Origin of the sequence: Mesorhizobium sp. CC13, assembly GCF_039907765.1 — a bacterium.
In the GTDB taxonomy this organism is placed as follows: Bacteria; Pseudomonadota; Alphaproteobacteria; order Rhizobiales; family Rhizobiaceae; genus Aminobacter.
The window spans coordinates 93,567-110,809 of record NZ_JARDJI010000011.1 but is presented as its reverse complement, the minus strand read 5'-3'; the positions used below and the strand labels follow the sequence as shown (position 1 = coordinate 110,809).

The window sequence follows — 17,243 nt, the reverse complement described above, 5'->3', positions numbered from 1 at the left end:
CTCGTGCCGGGCCTTTTCACGTTCAGGGCGCCTCGCGCTCGGCCAGCGCGATGAGATTGCGCAATGCGGCGACGCCGAGCGAATTGATGTGTCGTCGCCCGAGCGCGATGTTCATGCGCATGGCGATCTCGTCCGGATCGGCGCCGCGCAGGTCGGCGAGCCGCTCGATGCCGATCTCCTCGAGATAGCGGATCATCGTCGGACCGATCGAAGGCGCCCTGAGCATCGACTTGCGTTCTTCTTCCGTGATCACCGGTTCCTCCCCGCGATACACATGCCATCCAACCGTTTCTTAATCGCTCTCCAGTAGAGCCTGAGCGGGAATATTGCGGAAGATGGAGTTTGCGTTGCGCTTTTCCGCAGCGACGACAGCCGAGCGCCTGCTGCCGGGGCCGATCGCCACGCGCGCCATGCCGGCGCTGCGCCGGATCGACGCCGCGCTGTTCAGCACCGACGAGCGCGGCGAGGCCGGGCGCATGTCGCTGTTCGCCTTCGCCGTCCGCATCGTCAGCGCCGCGATCGCCTTCGTCAGCCAGGTGCTCCTGGCCCGCTGGATGGGCAGCTTCGAATACGGCATCTTCGTGCTGGTCTGGGTCGCCATGGTGATCGCCGGCAGCCTGTCGTGCCTCGGCTTCCACACCTCGGTCATCCGATTCATCCCCGAATACCGCGAGAAGGGCATGTTCGCCGAGCTGCGCGGAATACTCCGCGCCAGCCGCATGCTGGTGCTGTTTGCCTCGACCGCAATCGCGGCCCTCGGCGCCGCCGGCGTCTGGCTGGCCTCGGCCACGATCGAGCCCTACTACGTCGCGCCGTTCTTCCTCGGCATGTCCTGCCTGCCGATGATAGCGCTGTCCGACTTGCTGCAGGGGCAGGCAAGGGCCAACAGCTGGGCCTATTCGGCGCTGCTGCCGGCCTACATCATCCGGCCGGTGCTGATCCTGGCCTTCATGGCGGCGGCACTTGCCTCGGGCCTGCCGGCGACGGCCGAAACGGCGGTGCTGGCGTCAATCGCCGCCACCTATGCCACCACGCTCGGCCAGCTCGTCAGCATTCCCGCGCGCGCCGAACGGCGCGTTGCCCCCGGCCCGCGCACCGTCCGCCTCGGCTACTGGCTGAAGATCTCGCTGCCGATCTTCCTGGTCGAGAGCTTCTTTTTCCTGCTCACCAACGCCGACGTGCTGATGGTCGGCTTCTACATGGACCCCGACCGGGTGGCGGTCTATTTCGCCGCCGTGAAGACGCTGGCGCTGGTGCATTTCGTCTACTTCGCCGTCAAGGCGGGCGTGGCCCAGCGCTACGCCCGCTTCGCCCATGGCGAGCCCGACAAGCTGGCCGCCTTCGCCCACGAGACGGTGTCCTGGACCTTCTGGCCGTCGCTTCTGATGGGCGTCGCGGTGCTCATCCTGGGCGAACCGCTGCTGATGCTGTTCGGGCCCGGCTTCGACGCCGGCTATCCGCTGCTGTTCCTGCTGGTGGCGGCGGTGGTGGCGCGCTCGGCGGTCGGCCCCTGCGAGAGCCTGCTCACCATGAGCGGCAACCAGAACGTCTGCGCCCTCGTCTACGCCATGACCCTGGCCCTGAACATCGCCATCAACGTGGCGCTGATCCCTAGCCTCGGCCTGTGGGGCGCGGCCATCGCCACCTCGGCGGCGATGATCTTCGAGGCCAGCGCGCTGGCCTTCACCGTGTGGCGCAGGCTCGGCATCGTCATGCTGGTGTTCGTGCCCATGCGCGGCAGGGAGGTTGCGTGATGGTGGCGGTCCCCCTTCTCGAGGAGGTCAGCGGCGGGCCTGCCGGCTCGATGATCGCGGGCCTCGCCGACGCGCCGGGACACGCCGCCGACCAGGCGCAGCTCGAACTGGTCTCCTCCGAGCGGCCGCAGCGGCGGCTGGCGATCTACCCCGCCTCTGCCGGCTTCGACCTGGTCGAGGAGCTCGACCATCTGTGCACCCGCACCATCGAGCCCAACGTCTTCTTCAATCCGCGTTTCCTCGCCCCCGCCATGCCCCGGCTGGAGGACCGCGAGGTGCGGCTTGCCGTCATCCGCGACGGCACCGAATACCGCAACAGGCTGCGCCTGCTCGTACCCTATTCCATCGAGGGACCGGCCGTGCCCCTCGGCGTGCCGGTGATGCGGACCTGGTCGAGCCCGTTCGGCCCGCTCGGCATGCCGCTCGTCGACCGCGACGACCCCGCGGGCGTGATCGAGGACTTCTTCGCCATGCTGGCGCGGCCCCGTCTCAAGCTGCCGCGCGTCTTCGTGATGCCCGACATGCGCCTCGACGGCGCAGTCGCCCGTATGCTGGGCTTGGTGGCCGAGGCGCGCGGCCTGCCGATCGAGACGACCGGCCGCTTCGAACGCCCCTTCCTCGAAAGCGAGATGGACGGCGAGGACTATCTCAAGGCGGCGCTGGGCGGCCGGCACCATGGCGAGTTCAAGCGCCTCGGCCGGCGGCTCGCCGAGCAGGGCGCGGTCGAACACAGGGTGGCCCGCAGCCAGGACGAGGTGCGCCATGCCATCGAGCAGTTCCTGACGCTCGAGGCCTCGGGCTGGAAGGGCCGCAAGCGCACCGCCATGGTGATCGATCGCTACCGCGCGGCCTTCGCCCGCGAGGCGGTGCACCGCATGGCCGAGCAGGACCTGTGTCGGATCCATTCGCTGACCCTCGACGGCCGCACCGTGGCCAGCCTGGTGGTCTTCGTCGAAGCCGGCGTCGCCTATACCTGGAAGACCGCCTATGACGAGAGCCTGTCTCGGTTCTCGCCCGGCGCGCTGCTGATGATGGACGTCACCGCGCGCCACCTCGAGGACCCCAACATCGTGACGACGGATTCCTGCGCGGTGCCGGACCATCCGATGGTCGGGCGCATGTGGAGCGAACGCAAGCCGTTCGGGACCATCGTGGTCGGGCTGACACCCGATGCCGACCGCGCCACGCGGCAGGCCGCCTCGCAGCTGCATCTCTACCGGGAGACGCGAAAACTGGCGGTCAAGCTGCGCGACCGGATGCGTAGCCTGCTCGGAAAGCGCTAGGCCGACCTTGCCTCTCGCTTCGCCCGCTCGCGGAAGATGCGGCGGATGACCTTGCCGGTGGTGGTCAGCGGCATGGAATCGACGAATTCGACCTCGCGCGGATATTCGTGCGCCGAAAGCCGCTCCCGCACCCAGAGCTTGATCTCCTCGGCGAGCGCGGCATCGGCCACGACGCCGTCCTTGAGCACCACATAGGCCTTGACGATCTCGGTGCGCAGCGGATCGGGCTTGCCGACGGCGGCGGCCAGCGCCACCGCCGGGTGGCCGGTGAGGCAGTCCTCGATCTCGCCGGGGCCGATGCGGAAGCCGGCCGAGGTGATGACGTCGTCGTCGCGGCCGAAGAAGGTGACGTAGCCGTCCTTGTCCTCGATGCCCTGGTCGCCGGTGGTCATCCACTCGCCGATGAACTTCTTCTCGGTCGCCTCTGGGTTCTGCCAGTATTCTAGGAACATCACCGGATTGGGCCGGGCAATGGCGATCTGGCCCGGCTCGCCCACGGGCACGCGGCGGCCCTCGCCGTCGATGATGGCGACGCGATGGCCGGGCACGGCCTTGCCGATGGCCCCTCCCCGGCTGACGCCGATCCCGGCCGAGGAGGCGAGCACGGCGTTGCATTCGGTCTGGCCGTAGAACTCGTTCACCGTCAGCCCGAGCTGGGCGGCCGCCCAGTCGTAGGTTTCGCGGCCGAGCGATTCGCCGGCCGAGCCGATGCTGCGCAGCGACAGCCGGAAGCGCTTGCCGATGTCGGGGACGACCTTGAGCATGCGCAGCGCCGTGGGCGGGATGAAGGCGTTGCGCACGCCCATCTTCTCGACGAGCACCAGCGCCGCCTCCGGATCGAACTTGTCGAAGCGGCCGGCCACCACCGGAAGGCCGAAATAGAGCCCGGGCAAGAGCAGGTTGAGCAGGCCCCCGGCCCAGGCCCAGTCGGCCGGCGTCCACATCAGGTCGCCCGGCTCAGGCATGAACTCCTGCGCCATCTGGATGCCCGGCAGGTGGCCGAGCAGCACGCGGTGGCCGTGCAGCGCGCCCTTGGGCGGTCCGGTGGTGCCGGAGGTGAAGATCATCATCGCCGGATCGTCGGGGCCGGTCGGCTCGGCCGAAAACACTGGCGAATGGCCAGCGACGAGGCGCTGGAAGTCGTCGGCGCCGCCGCTGCCGACCACCACGATGGTCTCGAGCTCCGGCAGGCGGCCGCTGACCTGGCCGACCTTGGCGAAGCCGGCGGCATTGGTGACGATCGCGCGCACGCCCGCGGTCTGCAGCCTATATTCTAGCGCCTCGACGCCGAACAGCAGCGCCAAGGGCACCGCGATGGCGCCGAGCTTGTAGATGGCGACATGGGCGATGGCCGTCTCGAAGCTCTGCGGCAGGAGCAGTGCGACGCGGTCGCCGCGACGCACGCCGCGAGCCCTGAGCGCATGGGCGAAGGCGTTGGAGCGCCGGGCGAGTTCGCCGAAGGACAGCGTCTCGGCCTCGCCCTCGGCCCGGTATTCGAAAAGCGCGGTGCGGTCGGGATCGACTGCCGCCCAGCGGTCGGACACGGCCGTGCCGATGTTGAATTTATGCGGGATGTTCCAGCGGAAGTCGCGATAGAGGGCGTCGTAGCTGTCGCGCCGTTCGAGCATGGACCGTCGTCTCCGCTCCTCCGCGAGTGGAATGGTGCCGGCCCTCATGACGCCAGGCACCGTGAACAGGCTTTGTCGGGTAGCCCCGCTCCCGGGCGACGTCAAGGACCTGTCTCAGCCGGGCGTGCCATTCAGGCTTGGCGTCGGCTCGATCTTCGGCGAGGGATGATACAGCTGCAACAGGAACAGCAGCACCAGCACCGGCAACCACATTTCGTTGATCTCTTCGAGAGCCCGGGAAAATTTCACGCCCGTTTCGGAAAGGGCGCTCCCGGCCTGCCGGAACCACCGGGGAATGGCGTCGAGGACCTTGAGGGTCGGCAAGTAGGCCAGAAGCACGACCGCGCCGTAGGCTGCGGGTGGCCGGCGAACCACCAGGTCCTTGATGTGGTCTTTCGACCTCGTCAGCGAAACCACCAGGATCGTGCAGATGAGGGCTATGACGCCGGCGCTGGCCAGTTTCTCGACAAGCGAAACTTCCGGCCTGATATATTGGCGAACGTTGAACAGCCCGAACGTGGTGAAGGCGTGATGCCAGTCCAGTTCACGCGCGCCCAGGAGCAGCGCGGCTACCGCGATCGGCCCGGCCAGCCCGCCGCGGCGAAACCACAGGCCCGCCGCAGCCGCCGCGACCACGAAGTGCAGCACCGCACTCGCGACTTCTACCGGGCCATTCTCCTTCAACAACGCCCTGGCAGTGCCCACGGACATCGATGCCCCGGAGAGCACGCTCACACCGATCCCAGCCATCAAAACCCAGAAAAGCAAGAAACGGAAATTCAGGAAATTGAACGATTGAAGTGCTTTATCAGTAGACAATTGTAATTCTCTTTGGCTTGCCGGCAATAAACCCATCCTAGGGAGCTTGTCTGATCGTGCCAAGTCAATCTGGACACGTGATCTACTCGAGCCGCTTGCCGACGCGGCATCCGGCACCGGTGCGGTGAAAGCAAACAACGACCCTTTCGAAAGGGAATGGTGCCCCTAGCCGGGATCGAACCAGCACTCCTTGCGGAACTCGATTTTGAGTCGAGCGCGTCTACCAATTCCGCCATAGGGGCCTGCCGCGAGCGGGCAGAACGGAGGCGGACTATACGGTCCGCGGCCCGTCCGTCAACCGTCTCCGTACGCGATTGTGCGACTGATCGTGCACGCCTGGCGTGTTTCACATTCGTGAATGGCGGCGGCATTGTGCAGCGCGACATTTCTGCCTACACAAGGCGCGCAATCCAAGAGGACCCGATGCTTCGCCAACTCTACGACTGGACCCTGTCGCTCGCGGCACGGAAATCCGCCGAATGGTGGCTGGCCATCATCGCCTTCATCGAGAGCTCGATCTTCCTCGTGCCGGCAGACGTGCTCTATCTGCCGATGGCGCTGTCGCGGCCCGACCGCGCCTATCGCTACGCGCTGGTGGCGACGGTCGCCTCGGTGCTCGGCGGCATCGCCGGCTGGTATCTCGGGCACTACGCGTTCGAGGCGATCGCCCGGCCGGTGCTCGAATTCTACGGCAAGTATGAGGCGTTCGAAAACCTCAAACTGTCCGGCACAGGCATCATCCTGTTGATGCTGGTCACCTCGGGCCTAGCCCACCTGCCGCCGATCAAGGTTGTCACCATCCTCGCCGGCGTCGTCGGCTTCCCGCTCGGCTGGTTCATCGTCTCGGCGATCGTCGCCCGCGGCGCACGCTTCCTGTTCCTGGCCTGGCTGCTCAGGACCTACGGCGATCCGATCCGCCATTTCATCGAAAAGCGCCTCGGCCTGCTCGCCGGGGTCGCTGCCGCCGCCCTGATTTTGCTCTATCTTCTCGTCAAATATTTCGCTTGACCGGCTCAACCATCGGACCTCGCCACATGACCTCGCTTGCCTCCGACCCCAGCCGCCGCAGCCTGACCGCGACGGCGCTCTTCCTCGCCGTCGCCATGGCCGTCGTCGTCGGCACCGCGCTCGGCTTCCAGCACATCGGCGGCTACATGCCCTGCAAGCTCTGCCTCGAGCAGCGCACCCCCTATTATGTCGGCGTGCCCCTGATGGCCCTGGCGACGCTCGCCTCGGTCATGCAGTGGCCGGCCTGGACGACGCGCGCCCTGCTCGTGGCGGGTGGGCTGCTGATGACCTACGGGCTCTACCTGGCGGTCTTCCACGCCGGCGTCGAATGGGCCTGGTGGCAGGGTCCGACCGACTGCGCGGCGGTCGCCGGCCCCGTCGACACCGGCGGCAAGGGATTGCTCGACGTCCTCAACGACGTCGTGCCGCCCTCCTGCAACAAGGCGGCGCTCAGGGTGCTGGGCCTGTCGTTTGCCGGCTGGAACGTGATCGCCAGCGCGATCCTTGCGGTCGTCGCGTTTCGTGGAGCGTTCAGGAAGGGGTGAGGGTCGCGGGCGGGCAGCGATCCTTCGCACCCCCCTCTGTCCTGCCGGACATCTCCCCCGCAAGGGGGGAGATCAGCCTTCATCAAGGCTCCAGTTCGACATCCCAGTAGAGATAGTCCATCCAGCTTTCGTGCAGGTGGTTGGGCGGGAACAGCCGGCCGTTGTTGTGCAGGTCGTGCACGGTCGGCTGGAACGGCTTCTGCAGCGGCCACATCTTGGCCTGCGCCGGCATCATGCCACCCTTCCTGAGATTGCAGGGCGAGCAGGCGGCGACGACGTTTTCCCACGTCGTGGCCCCGCCGCGGTGGCGCGGGACGACATGGTCGAAGGTCAGATCCTCGGGCGTGCCGCAGTATTGGCACTGGAAGCGGTCGCGCAGGAACACGTTGAAGCGGGTGAAGGCCGGATAGCGCGACGGCTTGACGTAGTTCTTGAGGCTGACGACGCTCGGCAGCTTCATCGAGAAGGTGGGCGACGAGACGGCGTGCTCGTATTCGGCGACGATGTTGACGCGGTCGAGGAACACCGCCTTGATCGCATCCTGCCAGGACCACAACGACAAGGGGTAGTAGCTGAGCGGGCGATAATCCGCGTTCAGCACTAGTGCTGGAAGCCCATCCGGAGACACGGCAACCGTCACTTCGCTTACCTCCTTGGTCTTCGAACCTAACGGCGCGAATACTGTAAGCCCGAGGTGACAGGAATGTGAAGCGCCTGGCTGGCCGGAAAATCGCTCAAAAAGCCGCGATCGCGTCGATTCAAGCGGGATTTCCCGCAGGCGGCGCGCCATCGCGACCGCGGGTATTCCGATAATACGCCCAGAACAGCCGCGAAGCGACCCCTCGCCAGGGCGCCCATGATTCGGCAAGCCGAATCAGTGCCTTCTCGCCGGGGCGCGGATCGATGCCGAGCGCATGCCCCACCGCGCTCTGCAGCGCCACGTCGCGGGCGGGAAAAATGTCGGGGTGGCCGGCGGCGAAGAGCAGGTAGACCTCGGCCGTCCACGGCCCGATGCCCGGGATCCCCACCATGGCGGCCATGGCCTCGCGCGCGTCGAGCCGGCAGAGGCCGTACAGATCGAGGCCGTCGGCGGCGGCCCGCGCGACGGCGAGCAGCGTGCGCTGCTTGGGCCGCGACAGGCCGGCCGTGCGGAACACCTCCTCGCCCGCGCCTAGAAGCGCCTCGGGCGTCAGCGGATCGACGAGGGTCGAGAAGCGGCCGAAGATCGCCCTGGCGCTCGCCGTCGACACCTGCTGAGAGACGATGATCGAGGCGAGGCTGGCGAAGCCGGGCTGCGACAGCCGGAGCGGCACTTCGCCCGCCATTTCGCGGACGGCGCCGAGGCGCGGATCGATGGCGCAGAGCTCGTCGAGGCCGCGGCTGATGTCGTCGATGCTGGAGATGCGGCGCATGGCAACTCTTGTGAGGATCGGGCCGACAACGTAGCAATCGGCGAAGCAGACGTTCAATCCGAAACCGCAACGCTCATGACGGCTCCTGTCTTCCGCTTCGCGCCCAGCCCCAATGGCGAGCTGCATCTCGGCCACGCGCTGTCGGCGCTGACCAACCGGCGCATGGCCGACCGGACCGGCGGCAGGCTGCTGCTGCGCATCGAGGACATCGACCTCACCCGCTGCACGCCCGAATTCGAGGCGGGCATCTATCGCGACCTCGCCTGGCTCGGGCTCGCCTGGGAGGAGCCCGTGCGGCGCCAGTCGGATCATTTCGGCGACTACGAGGCGGCGCTGGCGCGGCTGCGACGCGAGGAACTGGTCTATCCCGCCTTCATGAGCCGCGGCGAGATCCGCGCCGCGATCGTCGAACACGAGGCAGCCGGGGCGAAGTGGCCGCGCGATCCCGACGGGGCGCCGCTCTATCCCGGCGCCGACAAGACGCTTGCGGAGAGCGAGCGCCGGCGCCGCATCGCGGACGGCGCCCCCTTCGCCTGGCGCCTCGACGCCGAGGCGGCGGCCGCGCGCCTGGAGAGCCCGCTGCACTGGCGCGAATGGAGAGACGAGGCGATGACCGCTTCGGACGAAATCGCCGCCGAGCCCGGGCAATGGGGCGACGTCGTCGTCGCCCGGCGCGAGATCCCCACCAGCTACCACCTGGCGGTGGTGGTGGACGACGCGCTGCAGGGTGTGAGCCACGTGGTGCGCGGCCGCGACCTCTATTTCGCGACATCGGTCCAGCGCCTGCTGCAGCAGATCCTCGGCCTGCCCGAGCCGAGCTATTTCCACCACGGGCTGGTGCTCGGGCCGGACGGCCGCAAGCTCTCCAAGAGCCTGCGCGACACCGGCCTCGCCGCCCTGCGCGCGGCGGGCGAGACGCCGGAGGCGGTACGATCCCGCCTGGGACTATAGCATCCGGGCGATGCCGGCCTTGAGCAGCGCCAGCAGGCTGATGAAGACGAACGCGCCGCCAAGGCCCCAGGCGACCGCGAATTTCAGGTCGCGCAGGATGATGCCCATGTTGTTGGCGAGCAGCACGGCGCCGAAGAAGCCGGCGGTGAAAAGCACCGTGTTTCCAATGGGGCCGAAGCCGTCGTCCTTCATGATGGCGTCGAGCGCGGCGCCGAAGAAAAAGGCCATGACGGTGACGAAGGCCACCGCCATCATGAGCCAGCCCGGGTCGAGATTCCACAGCATGCTCGGTCCTTTCAAAGGCCGCCAGCGCAACTATCCCAGGCCGCCTCCCGGGCAAGCATCCCCCCGACCGCCTCGTCGATCAGGTCCGCTGACTCTATGGATCAACCGTTTCGTTTTGCTTGCCCTAATATTCGGCATTAGAGGGATCCCGTTAAGTTCCCCAAGACCCCGCCCCAAACGCGCCAGACACCGGACCCCACGATGACACCTGCCAAGCGGCTGATCCCGGCCACCTTCGTACTCTTGTGGGCAACCGGCTTCATCGGCGCGCGCTACGCCATGCCGTGGGCCGAGCCGTTCACCTTCCTGGCTGTCCGCTTCGCGATCGCGGCGCTGATCCTCGGCGGCATCATGCTGGCCATCGGCTCCAGACCCCTGCCGCGGCGGGCAGCACTCAATGCCATGCTCATCGGCATGCTGCTGCACGGGATCTATCTGGGTGGGGTGTTCTGGGCGATCCGCCACGGCCTGCCCGCCGGCCTTTCGGCGCTCATTGCCGGGCTGCAGCCGCTGGTGACGGCACTTCTGGCCGGCGCGGTGCTCGGCGAGGAAATCCGTCCGCGCCACTGGCTGGGGCTTGCGGTAGGCTTCGTCGGCGTGGTGATCGTGCTGTCGCCCAAGCTCGGCAGCATCGGCGGCGTGACCTGGCAGACGCTGACCGCGTCGCTGATCGCCATGGCCGGCATCAGCGCAGGCACCATCTGGCAGAAGCGGGCCGGCACCTCGGGCGACCTGGTGACGGGAACCTTCTGGCAATATGTCGGCGCCGGCGTCCTGACGACCCTCGCCTCCTTCGCCTTCGAGACGCAGCAGATGACCGTCAATGGCGAGCTGATCTTCGCGCTCGCCTGGCTGGTCTTCGTGCTGTCGATCGGCGCGATCTTCCTGCTGATGGTGATGATCCGCGACGGCGCCATGTCGAAGGTCGCCTCGCTGTTCTATCTCGTGCCGGCGGTGACGGCGGTCATCGCCTGGCTGCTGTTCGGCGAGCAGCTGTCGCTGCTGCAGCTCCTGGGCATGGCGATCGCCACGCTGGGCGTCGGCCTGGCGACGGCTCAGCCCGGCACGCGGGCGCGCGCCTCGAAATAGCGGCTGATGGCGGCGTTGAGCTCGCCGCCGAGGATGAAGATCGCCGAGATGATGTAGAGGAAGACGACCGCGATCAGGATCGAGGCGAGGCCGGCATAGGTCGTCACATAGGAGGCGAAGGTGTCGAGATAGGCGGCAAACACCGTCGAGCCGATCAGCCAGGCGACCAGCGTGAAGATGATGCCCGGCACGAGGCTGAGGAAGCCGCGGCGGCCGTCGGGCAGCCATTTGTGGACCGCAAACAGGCCGAGCACGATGACTGCCGAGGCGATGGTGAAGCGCCACACGGTGATGGTGCCCATATAGGGCCTGATCCACTCGAACTTGGCTTCGAGGATGCGCGCGATGATCGGCGCGAACACCAGGAGCACGCTGATGGCGACGAATCCGATCGTGGCGATGAGCACGAAGATCAGGCTCTGGGTGCGGCGGAACCAGAGGGTGCGGGTCTCGCGAACGCGGTAGGCGCGGTTGAGCGAGGTGCGCAGCGCCTCGATGCCGTTGGAGGCGAAGAAGGCGGCGAGCAGCACGCCATAGGTGAGCAGGTCCGTGCGCGGCACGGTGAGCACGTTGACGACCTCGCGGGCGATGGGGGCCGCGATCTGTTCCGGCCAGGTGTCGAACACCAGGTGCACGGCGGTTTCGGCGAACCTGTCGGCGCCCAGGAACGAGGCAAGCGTGGTGGCGAAGATGAGGAACGGAAACAGCGCCATCAGCGCCGAGATGGCGAGATGGCTCGCCATGGCCCAGCCGTCGTCGTCATGGAAATGGCCGGCTGCGTCGTAGAGCACGCGCCGGATGGCCACGATCCTGCGCAACAGATCCAGTTTGCCGCTCCGTCCGATTGTTTCCAGGCCGCGAATATGGGAAGGGTTTGCCCCGGTTTGCAAGTCTTGGCGGCAGTGACGTGAACACGATCAAGGAGTTACGCACGATTATCGTGACCGGAACGTCGTCCGGGATCGGCGCTCATTGCGCCCGTGCGCTGAAGGCGGAAGGTTGGCGCGTGTTCGCCACGGCGCGCAAGCCGGAAGATGTCGCGGCGCTCGAGGCGGACGGGCTGGAAGCGCTCTATCTCGACTACGCCGAGCCGCGCTCGATCGAGGCGCTGGTGGCAACCGTGCTCGAGCGCACCGGCGGCAGGCTCGACGCCCTGTTCAACAACGGCGCCCATGCCCAGGCCGGCGCGGTCGAGGACCTGCCCATGGCGGCGCTGCGCGACCAGTTCGAGGCCAACTTCTTCGGCTGGCACGACCTGACCCGGCGCATCGTGCCGGTGATGCGGCGCCAGGGCCACGGCCGCATCGTCCACTGCTCGTCGATCCTCGGCCTGACGCCGGTGCGGTTCCGCGGCGCCTATGCCGCCTCCAAGCATGCGCTCGAGGGCCTGATGCTGTGCATGCGCCAGGAACTCGAAGGCTCGGGCGTGCATGTCTCCATGATCGAGCCGGGCCCGATCGCCTCCAGGATCGCCAGCAACGGGCTGCCCTGGTTCCTGCGCTACATCGACCACGAGAATTCCGTGCATCGCGAAGCCTATCAGGCGCAGCTGGCGCGGCTGCGCGGCGGCGGCAGCAAGTCGTCCATGAAGCTGGGGCCCGAGGCGGTGCATGCGGTATTGCGACACGCCCTGCTGTCGCCTCGCCCGCGGCCGCATTATGTTGTGACGACTCCGGCGCGAATCGGCGTCGTGCTGAAACGCATCTTGCCCGCCTCGCTCCTCTACAAGATCCTGGCCCGGCAGGCCTGAGCCGGCCGCGGTGACGTCCAAGGGAAACTGGAACCTCGCATGGGAACCACATTCAACATCATCGCCATCGTGTTCATGGCAGCCGTCGCGATCGTACTGGTGCGCGGCCTGTTCAACATGATGCGCGGCGGCTCGGCCAACACGTCGAACAAGCTGATGCAGGCGCGCGTGCTCCTTCAGGCGATCGCGCTGGTCTTCATCCTGCTCGCGCTGTACTTCTCGCGCGGCGGCTGAAGGCGCGCGCCATGGTCAAGCTCAACAAGATCTACACGCGCACCGGCGACGACGGCACGACCGGGCTGGGCACGGGCGAACGCCGGCTGAAATCCGACCTGCGCGTCGAGGCCTATGGCGCCGTCGACGAGGCCAATGCCTGCATCGGCATGGCGCGCGTACACACCGGCCCGGCACATCCCGAGATCGACGCCATGCTCGGCCGCATCCAGAACGACATGTTCGACCTTGGAGCGGATCTGGCAACGCCGGAGGGCGGCAAGGACCTGGGCTACGAGCCGCTGCGCATCATCGCCGCACAGACCGCGCGCATCGAAGCCGACATCGACAGGCTGAACGCCGACCTTTCGCCGCTACGGTCCTTCGTGCTCAACGGCGGCTCGCCTGCCGCCGCGGCCCTGCACCTCGCCCGCACGGTGGCACGGCGGGCCGAGCGCGTCATGGTGGCGCTGGCGCAGGACCCGGCCGAGCATGTGAACCGCGAGGGCATCCGCTACATCAACCGCGTCTCGGACCTGCTGTTCGTGGCCGCCCGCGTCGTCAATGACAACGGAAAATCCGATGTGCTATGGGTGCCCGGACAGAACCGCTGACCAGGGCGGAAAATGCCCTGGCGCCGGGAGGGCGCACCCGTGAGCATGTTCATTCCGCTGTATGATTCCAACCATCTGCGCCACATCCGGCTGCAATATGTGACGTTCGGCCTGATCGCCATCAACGTCATCGCCTATTTCGTCACCACCGTCGGCAGCGAGGACTTCGCGACCGCCGCGGTGCTTGGCCTCGGCTACATACCCTCGGTGGTGAACGACACGGCGGAGCTTTCGCCGGACCTTATCATCATCCCCGAGAAGCTGAGCTACGTCACCTACTCGTTCCTGCACGGCGACGTCTTCCATCTCGGCGGCAACATGCTGTTCCTGTGGGTGTTCGGCGACAATGTCGAGGATGCGCTGGGTCATTTCCGCTTCCTCGCCTTCTACCTGCTCTGCGCCGTCGCCGGCGCCTTCCTGCACGGGCTGATCCTGCCGGATTCGCAGACGCCACTGATCGGCGCGTCGGGGGCGATCGCGGGCATCGTCGCCGCCTATCTCATCCTCTACCCCCGGGTGAAGGTCTGGGTGCTGGCCTTCGGCCGTATCCCTCTGCGCATCCCGGCCTGGATCCCGCTGATCCTGTGGGTCGCCTTCCAGTTCCTGATGATCGCCATCGGCGGCGACGACGAGGTGAGCTGGGCGGCCCATGTCGGCGGCATCGTCGCCGGCGCCGTACTGGTGCTGTTCCTGCGCAGCCGCGACGTGCCGCTGTTTGCCCCGGCCGAGGACGCGGTCCCCGTGATCGCGGAAAATCCCGAAGCGGGACAAGCCGCGGAGCCTGCTCCGGTCGAGCCGCCGCCGGCCTCGCCGGCGCCGCGCTGGGGCCGCAGCTAGCGGGCCGCGGCAGCGCGATTTTCAAACGATTTGACGTCCATACGGATATTGACAGCGCGCTTCGCCCGCAACTACGGTCCGCGCGCTTGCGGCAGCCACCCGCCACCGGAAGCGCATGGTCAGGTCTGTTTTTCCGCCCAATATGTCGGCAATCGACAATTGCAGCGGGCCAAGCGCTGCTATAGCGCGCACTAAATCGCTTTTCAGAGAGGTACCAAGCCGATGAAAGTTCTCGTCCCGGTCAAGCGGGTTGTCGATGCGAACGTGAAGGTTCGGGTGAAGGCCGACGGTTCTGGCGTTGAGCTGGCGAACGTGAAGATGGCGATGAACCCGTTCGACGAGATCGCGGTCGAAGAGGCGATCCGGCTCAAGGAAGCCGGCAAGGTCGAGGAGATCGTGGTGGTCTCGATCGGGCCTGCCCAGGCTCAGGAGACGCTGCGCACCGCGCTCGCCATGGGCGCCGACCGCGCCATCCTGGTCAAGACCGACGATGCGGTCGAGCCGCTCGGCGTCGCCAAGGTGCTGAAGGGCGTGGTGGAAGCCGAGAAGCCGGGCCTGGTGCTGCTCGGCAAGCAGGCGATCGACGATGACAGCAACCAGACCGGCCAGATGCTGGCGGCCCTGCTGGGCTGGGCCCAGGGCACGTTCGCCTCGAAGATCGAGCTTGGCGGCGACAAGGCCAAGGTGACGCGCGAAGTCGATGGCGGCCTGCAGACGGTCGAGCTCAAGATGCCGGCGATCGTGACGGTGGATCTGCGCCTCAACCAGCCGCGCTACGCCTCGCTGCCCAACATCATGAAGGCCAAGAAGAAGCCGCTCGACGAGAAGACGGCGGCCGACTTCGGCGCCGACATCACCCCGCGCCTCAAGGTCCTCAAGACCGAGGAACCGGGCGGCCGCAAGGCGGGCGTCAAGGTCAAGTCCGTCGCGGAACTGGTCGACAAGCTCCGTAACGAAGCCGGCGTGCTGTGAGAATTCCGATGAGGCCGGCCTGCAAACGGCTGGCTTCTGCGCTTCCGGTGCTCACGTACTGAGGTACGCTCCGCTCCGGTTCTCGAATCCAACCGTTTTCGGCGCGGCCTGACCGGAATTCAGGTCGCGCGGGAACGAGACGACAGGAAAGACAAAATGGCAATTCTCCTCATCGCCGAACACGACAACGCTTCGCTCTCCGACCAGACCGCCAAGGCGCTGTCGGCAGCCCTCAAGATCGGTTCCGACGTCGACGTGCTGGTGGCCGGCAAGGGCGCCAAGGCGGCCGCCGACGCCGCTTCGAAGCTCAAGGGCGTGCGCAAGGTGCTGCTCGCCGAAGCCGAAGAACTGGCCGAGCGCCTGGCCGAGCCGACCGCTGCCCTGGTCGTCGGCCTCGCCGGCAACTACGACGCCATCGTCGCCGCCGCGACCTCGACGGGCAAGAACGTTTCGCCGCGCGTCGCGGCCCTGCTCGACGTCGGCCAGGTCTCGGAAATCATCGAGGTCGTCTCCTCCGACACCTTCAAGCGCCCGATCTACGCCGGCAACGCCATCCAGACGGTGCAGGCGCTCGACGCCAAGAAGGTGATCACCGTGCGTACCGCCTCGTTCCAGGCTGCCGCCGAGGGCGGCTCGGCCGCGGTCGAGACTATCTCCGCCGCCGCCAATCCCGGCTTGTCCTCCTTCGTCGAGAACAAGCTGTCGGAGAGTGATCGTCCGGAGCTGACCTCGGCCAAGATCATCATCTCGGGCGGCCGCGCGCTCGGCTCGGCCGAGAAGTTCCAGGAAGTGATCCTGCCGGTGGCCGACAAGCTCGGTGCCGCCGTCGGCGCTTCCCGCGCCGCCGTCGACGCCGGCTACGCCCCCAACGACTGGCAGGTCGGCCAGACCGGCAAGGTCGTGGCGCCCGACCTCTACATCGCCTGCGGCATCTCGGGTGCGATCCAGCACCTCGCCGGCATGAAGGATTCGAAGGTCATCGTCGCCATCAACAAGGACGAGGAAGCCCCGATCTTCCAGGTTGCCGACTACGGCATCGTCGGCGACCTGTTCACCGTCCTGCCGGAACTCGAAAAGGCGCTTTGACGCCCCGCCGGCTGCGGTATTAAAATGTGATGGCCGGGGTAGACGAACGCTACCCCGGCCATTTAGTTTGCATTGCACAAATCTAAAAAAGCCTTCGACGGGATGAGTGTGATGACGGGTAAGATCGAGACGGTCGGCATTGTCGGCGCGGGCCAGATGGGCAGCGGCATCGCGCATGTATCGGCGCTCGCCGGCTACAACGTGCAGCTCTACGACATTTCGCCCGATCGCATCGAAAAGGGCATCGCCACCATCAACGGCAACATGGCTCGCCAGGTGCATTCGGGCAAGCTCGAAGAGCAGGCCCGCAAGGATGCCATGGCCCGCATCTCGTCCGCCCCGACGATGGCCGACCTCGCCAGCGCCGACCTGGTGATCGAAGCGGCGACCGAGGACGAGACGATCAAGCGCAAGATCTATGCGCAGCTCTGCCCGCAGCTGAACCCGGAGGCGATCCTCGCCACCAACACCTCGTCGATCTCGATCACGCGGCTGGCCGCGCAGACCGACCGGCCGGAGCGCTTCATCGGCATCCACTTCATGAACCCGGTGCCGTTGATGAAGCTGGTCGAGCTGGTGCGCGGCATCGCCACCGAGGACAAGACCTTCGAGAGCGCCAAGGACTATGTCCATCACCTCGACAAGACGGTGACGGTGTCGGAGGATTTCCCGGCCTTCATCGTCAACCGCATCCTCTTGCCGATGATCAACGAGGCGATCTACACGCTCTATGAAGGCGTCGGCACGGTCGAGGCGATCGACACGGCGATGCGGCTTGGCGCCAATCACCCGATGGGCCCGCTGCAGCTCGCCGACTTCATCGGCCTCGACACCTGCCTGTCGATCATGCAGGTGCTGCACGACGGCCTGTCGGACTCCAAGTACCGCCCCTGCCCGCTCCTGGTGAAATATGTCGAGGCCGGCTGGCTCGGCCGCAAGACCGGCCGCGGCTTCTACGACTATCGCGGCGAGGTCCCGGTCCCGACACGCTGACGGC

General features: G+C 66.9%; 20 protein-coding genes and 1 tRNA gene. 13 read left to right on the top strand and 8 right to left on the bottom strand.

The window, feature by feature from the left end; all coding sequences use genetic code 11:
- Positions 1-22 precede the first annotated feature (22 nt).
- Positions 23-253, bottom strand: coding sequence for a helix-hairpin-helix domain-containing protein (locus PV773_RS16080; protein ID WP_347967315.1), 231 nt, complete (start codon positions 251-253; stop codon positions 23-25).
- A gap of 94 nt (positions 254-347) precedes the next feature.
- Here PV773_RS16080 and PV773_RS16075 point away from each other — a divergent pair, with 94 nt between their 5' ends.
- Positions 348-1,754 carry a lipopolysaccharide biosynthesis protein gene (locus tag PV773_RS16075; RefSeq protein ID WP_347967314.1) on the top strand — a complete coding sequence of 469 codons (1,407 nt, stop codon included), beginning with the start codon at positions 348-350 and terminating at the stop codon, positions 1,752-1,754.
- Positions 1,754-3,037: a GNAT family N-acetyltransferase gene (locus PV773_RS16070; protein ID WP_347967313.1), complete on the top strand. Its 1,284-nt coding sequence runs from the start codon at positions 1,754-1,756 to the stop codon at positions 3,035-3,037. Before PV773_RS16075 ends, PV773_RS16070 begins: the two co-directional genes overlap by 1 nt.
- On the opposite strand, the gene PV773_RS16065 is transcribed toward PV773_RS16070, so the two are convergent.
- The 3 genes from PV773_RS16065 to PV773_RS16055 form a co-directional block, all read right to left on the bottom strand.
- Complete coding sequence (locus PV773_RS16065; protein WP_347967312.1) at positions 3,034-4,665, bottom strand: AMP-binding protein; 1,632 nt, start codon at positions 4,663-4,665, stop codon at positions 3,034-3,036. The two genes, PV773_RS16070 and PV773_RS16065, sit on opposite strands and share 4 nt — an antisense overlap.
- Positions 4,666-4,779: 114 nt before the next feature.
- Positions 4,780-5,484 carry a hypothetical protein gene (locus tag PV773_RS16060; RefSeq protein ID WP_347967311.1) on the bottom strand — a complete coding sequence of 235 codons (705 nt, stop codon included), beginning with the start codon at positions 5,482-5,484 and terminating at the stop codon, positions 4,780-4,782.
- 157 nt (positions 5,485-5,641) lie between these two features.
- Positions 5,642-5,726 (bottom strand) — tRNA-Leu (locus PV773_RS16055).
- A 181-nt stretch (positions 5,727-5,907) separates the two neighbouring features.
- Between PV773_RS16055 and PV773_RS16050 the strand changes: the two genes are divergently transcribed.
- Together PV773_RS16050 and PV773_RS16045 are read left to right on the top strand one after the other, a co-directional pair.
- Positions 5,908-6,492: a YqaA family protein gene (locus PV773_RS16050; RefSeq protein ID WP_347967310.1), complete on the top strand. Its 585-nt coding sequence runs from the start codon at positions 5,908-5,910 to the stop codon at positions 6,490-6,492.
- Positions 6,493-6,518: 26 nt separating this feature from the next.
- Positions 6,519-7,037: a disulfide bond formation protein B gene (locus PV773_RS16045; protein ID WP_347967309.1), complete on the top strand. Its 519-nt coding sequence runs from the start codon at positions 6,519-6,521 to the stop codon at positions 7,035-7,037.
- 82 nt (positions 7,038-7,119) lie between these two features.
- Here the strand turns inward: PV773_RS16045 and PV773_RS16040 are convergent, their stop codons facing one another.
- Together PV773_RS16040 and PV773_RS16035 are read right to left on the bottom strand one after the other, a co-directional pair.
- Positions 7,120-7,677: an HNH endonuclease gene (locus tag PV773_RS16040; protein ID WP_347967308.1), complete on the bottom strand. Its 558-nt coding sequence runs from the start codon at positions 7,675-7,677 to the stop codon at positions 7,120-7,122.
- A gap of 118 nt (positions 7,678-7,795) precedes the next feature.
- Positions 7,796-8,449: a DNA-3-methyladenine glycosylase gene (locus PV773_RS16035; RefSeq protein ID WP_347967307.1), complete on the bottom strand. Its 654-nt coding sequence runs from the start codon at positions 8,447-8,449 to the stop codon at positions 7,796-7,798.
- Positions 8,450-8,524: 75 nt separating this feature from the next.
- On the opposite strand from PV773_RS16035, the gene gluQRS reads away from it, so the two are divergent.
- Entirely contained in the window at positions 8,525-9,400 is an 876-nt protein-coding gene (gene gluQRS / locus PV773_RS16030) for a tRNA glutamyl-Q(34) synthetase GluQRS (RefSeq protein ID WP_347967306.1), read from the top strand.
- Here gluQRS and PV773_RS16025 read toward each other — a convergent pair.
- Positions 9,395-9,685, bottom strand: coding sequence for a hypothetical protein (locus tag PV773_RS16025; protein WP_347967305.1), 291 nt, complete (start codon positions 9,683-9,685; stop codon positions 9,395-9,397). The genes gluQRS and PV773_RS16025 overlap by 6 nt on opposite strands.
- A gap of 201 nt (positions 9,686-9,886) precedes the next feature.
- Here PV773_RS16025 and PV773_RS16020 point away from each other — a divergent pair, with 201 nt between their 5' ends.
- Positions 9,887-10,774 (top strand): DMT family transporter, encoded by an 888-nt coding sequence (locus PV773_RS16020; protein ID WP_347967304.1) that lies wholly within the window; start codon positions 9,887-9,889, stop codon positions 10,772-10,774.
- Here PV773_RS16020 and PV773_RS16015 read toward each other — a convergent pair.
- A complete protein-coding gene (locus PV773_RS16015; RefSeq protein ID WP_347967348.1) occupies positions 10,741-11,595 on the bottom strand; it encodes a YihY/virulence factor BrkB family protein in 855 nt (284 codons plus the stop codon). The two genes, PV773_RS16020 and PV773_RS16015, sit on opposite strands and share 34 nt — an antisense overlap.
- 95 nt (positions 11,596-11,690) lie before the next feature.
- Here PV773_RS16015 and PV773_RS16010 point away from each other — a divergent pair, with 95 nt between their 5' ends.
- The 7 genes from PV773_RS16010 to PV773_RS15980 all read left to right on the top strand — a co-directional run bounded on the left by PV773_RS16010 (position 11,691) and on the right by PV773_RS15980 (position 17,239).
- The gene (locus PV773_RS16010) at positions 11,691-12,524 is read left to right on the top strand and encodes an SDR family oxidoreductase (protein ID WP_347967347.1); all 834 of its coding nucleotides are present in this window, start codon (positions 11,691-11,693) and stop codon (positions 12,522-12,524) included.
- 39 nt (positions 12,525-12,563) lie between these two features.
- On the top strand, positions 12,564-12,758 hold the full coding sequence (locus PV773_RS16005; RefSeq protein ID WP_340040556.1) for a twin transmembrane helix small protein: 195 nt from the start codon (positions 12,564-12,566) through the stop codon (positions 12,756-12,758).
- A gap of 11 nt (positions 12,759-12,769) precedes the next feature.
- Positions 12,770-13,351 (top strand): cob(I)yrinic acid a,c-diamide adenosyltransferase, encoded by a 582-nt coding sequence (locus PV773_RS16000; protein WP_347967303.1) that lies wholly within the window; start codon positions 12,770-12,772, stop codon positions 13,349-13,351.
- Positions 13,352-13,396: 45 nt separating this feature from the next.
- Positions 13,397-14,188 carry a rhomboid family intramembrane serine protease gene (locus PV773_RS15995; protein WP_347967346.1) on the top strand — a complete coding sequence of 264 codons (792 nt, stop codon included), beginning with the start codon at positions 13,397-13,399 and terminating at the stop codon, positions 14,186-14,188.
- Between the two features lie 222 nt (positions 14,189-14,410).
- On the top strand, positions 14,411-15,160 hold the full coding sequence (locus PV773_RS15990; RefSeq protein WP_347967302.1) for an electron transfer flavoprotein subunit beta/FixA family protein: 750 nt from the start codon (positions 14,411-14,413) through the stop codon (positions 15,158-15,160).
- Between the two features lie 156 nt (positions 15,161-15,316).
- Positions 15,317-16,246: an electron transfer flavoprotein subunit alpha/FixB family protein gene (locus PV773_RS15985; protein ID WP_347967301.1), complete on the top strand. Its 930-nt coding sequence runs from the start codon at positions 15,317-15,319 to the stop codon at positions 16,244-16,246.
- Between the two features lie 111 nt (positions 16,247-16,357).
- Positions 16,358-17,239 carry a 3-hydroxybutyryl-CoA dehydrogenase gene (locus tag PV773_RS15980; RefSeq protein WP_347967300.1) on the top strand — a complete coding sequence of 294 codons (882 nt, stop codon included), beginning with the start codon at positions 16,358-16,360 and terminating at the stop codon, positions 17,237-17,239.
- The last annotated feature ends 4 nt before the right edge of the window (positions 17,240-17,243 follow it).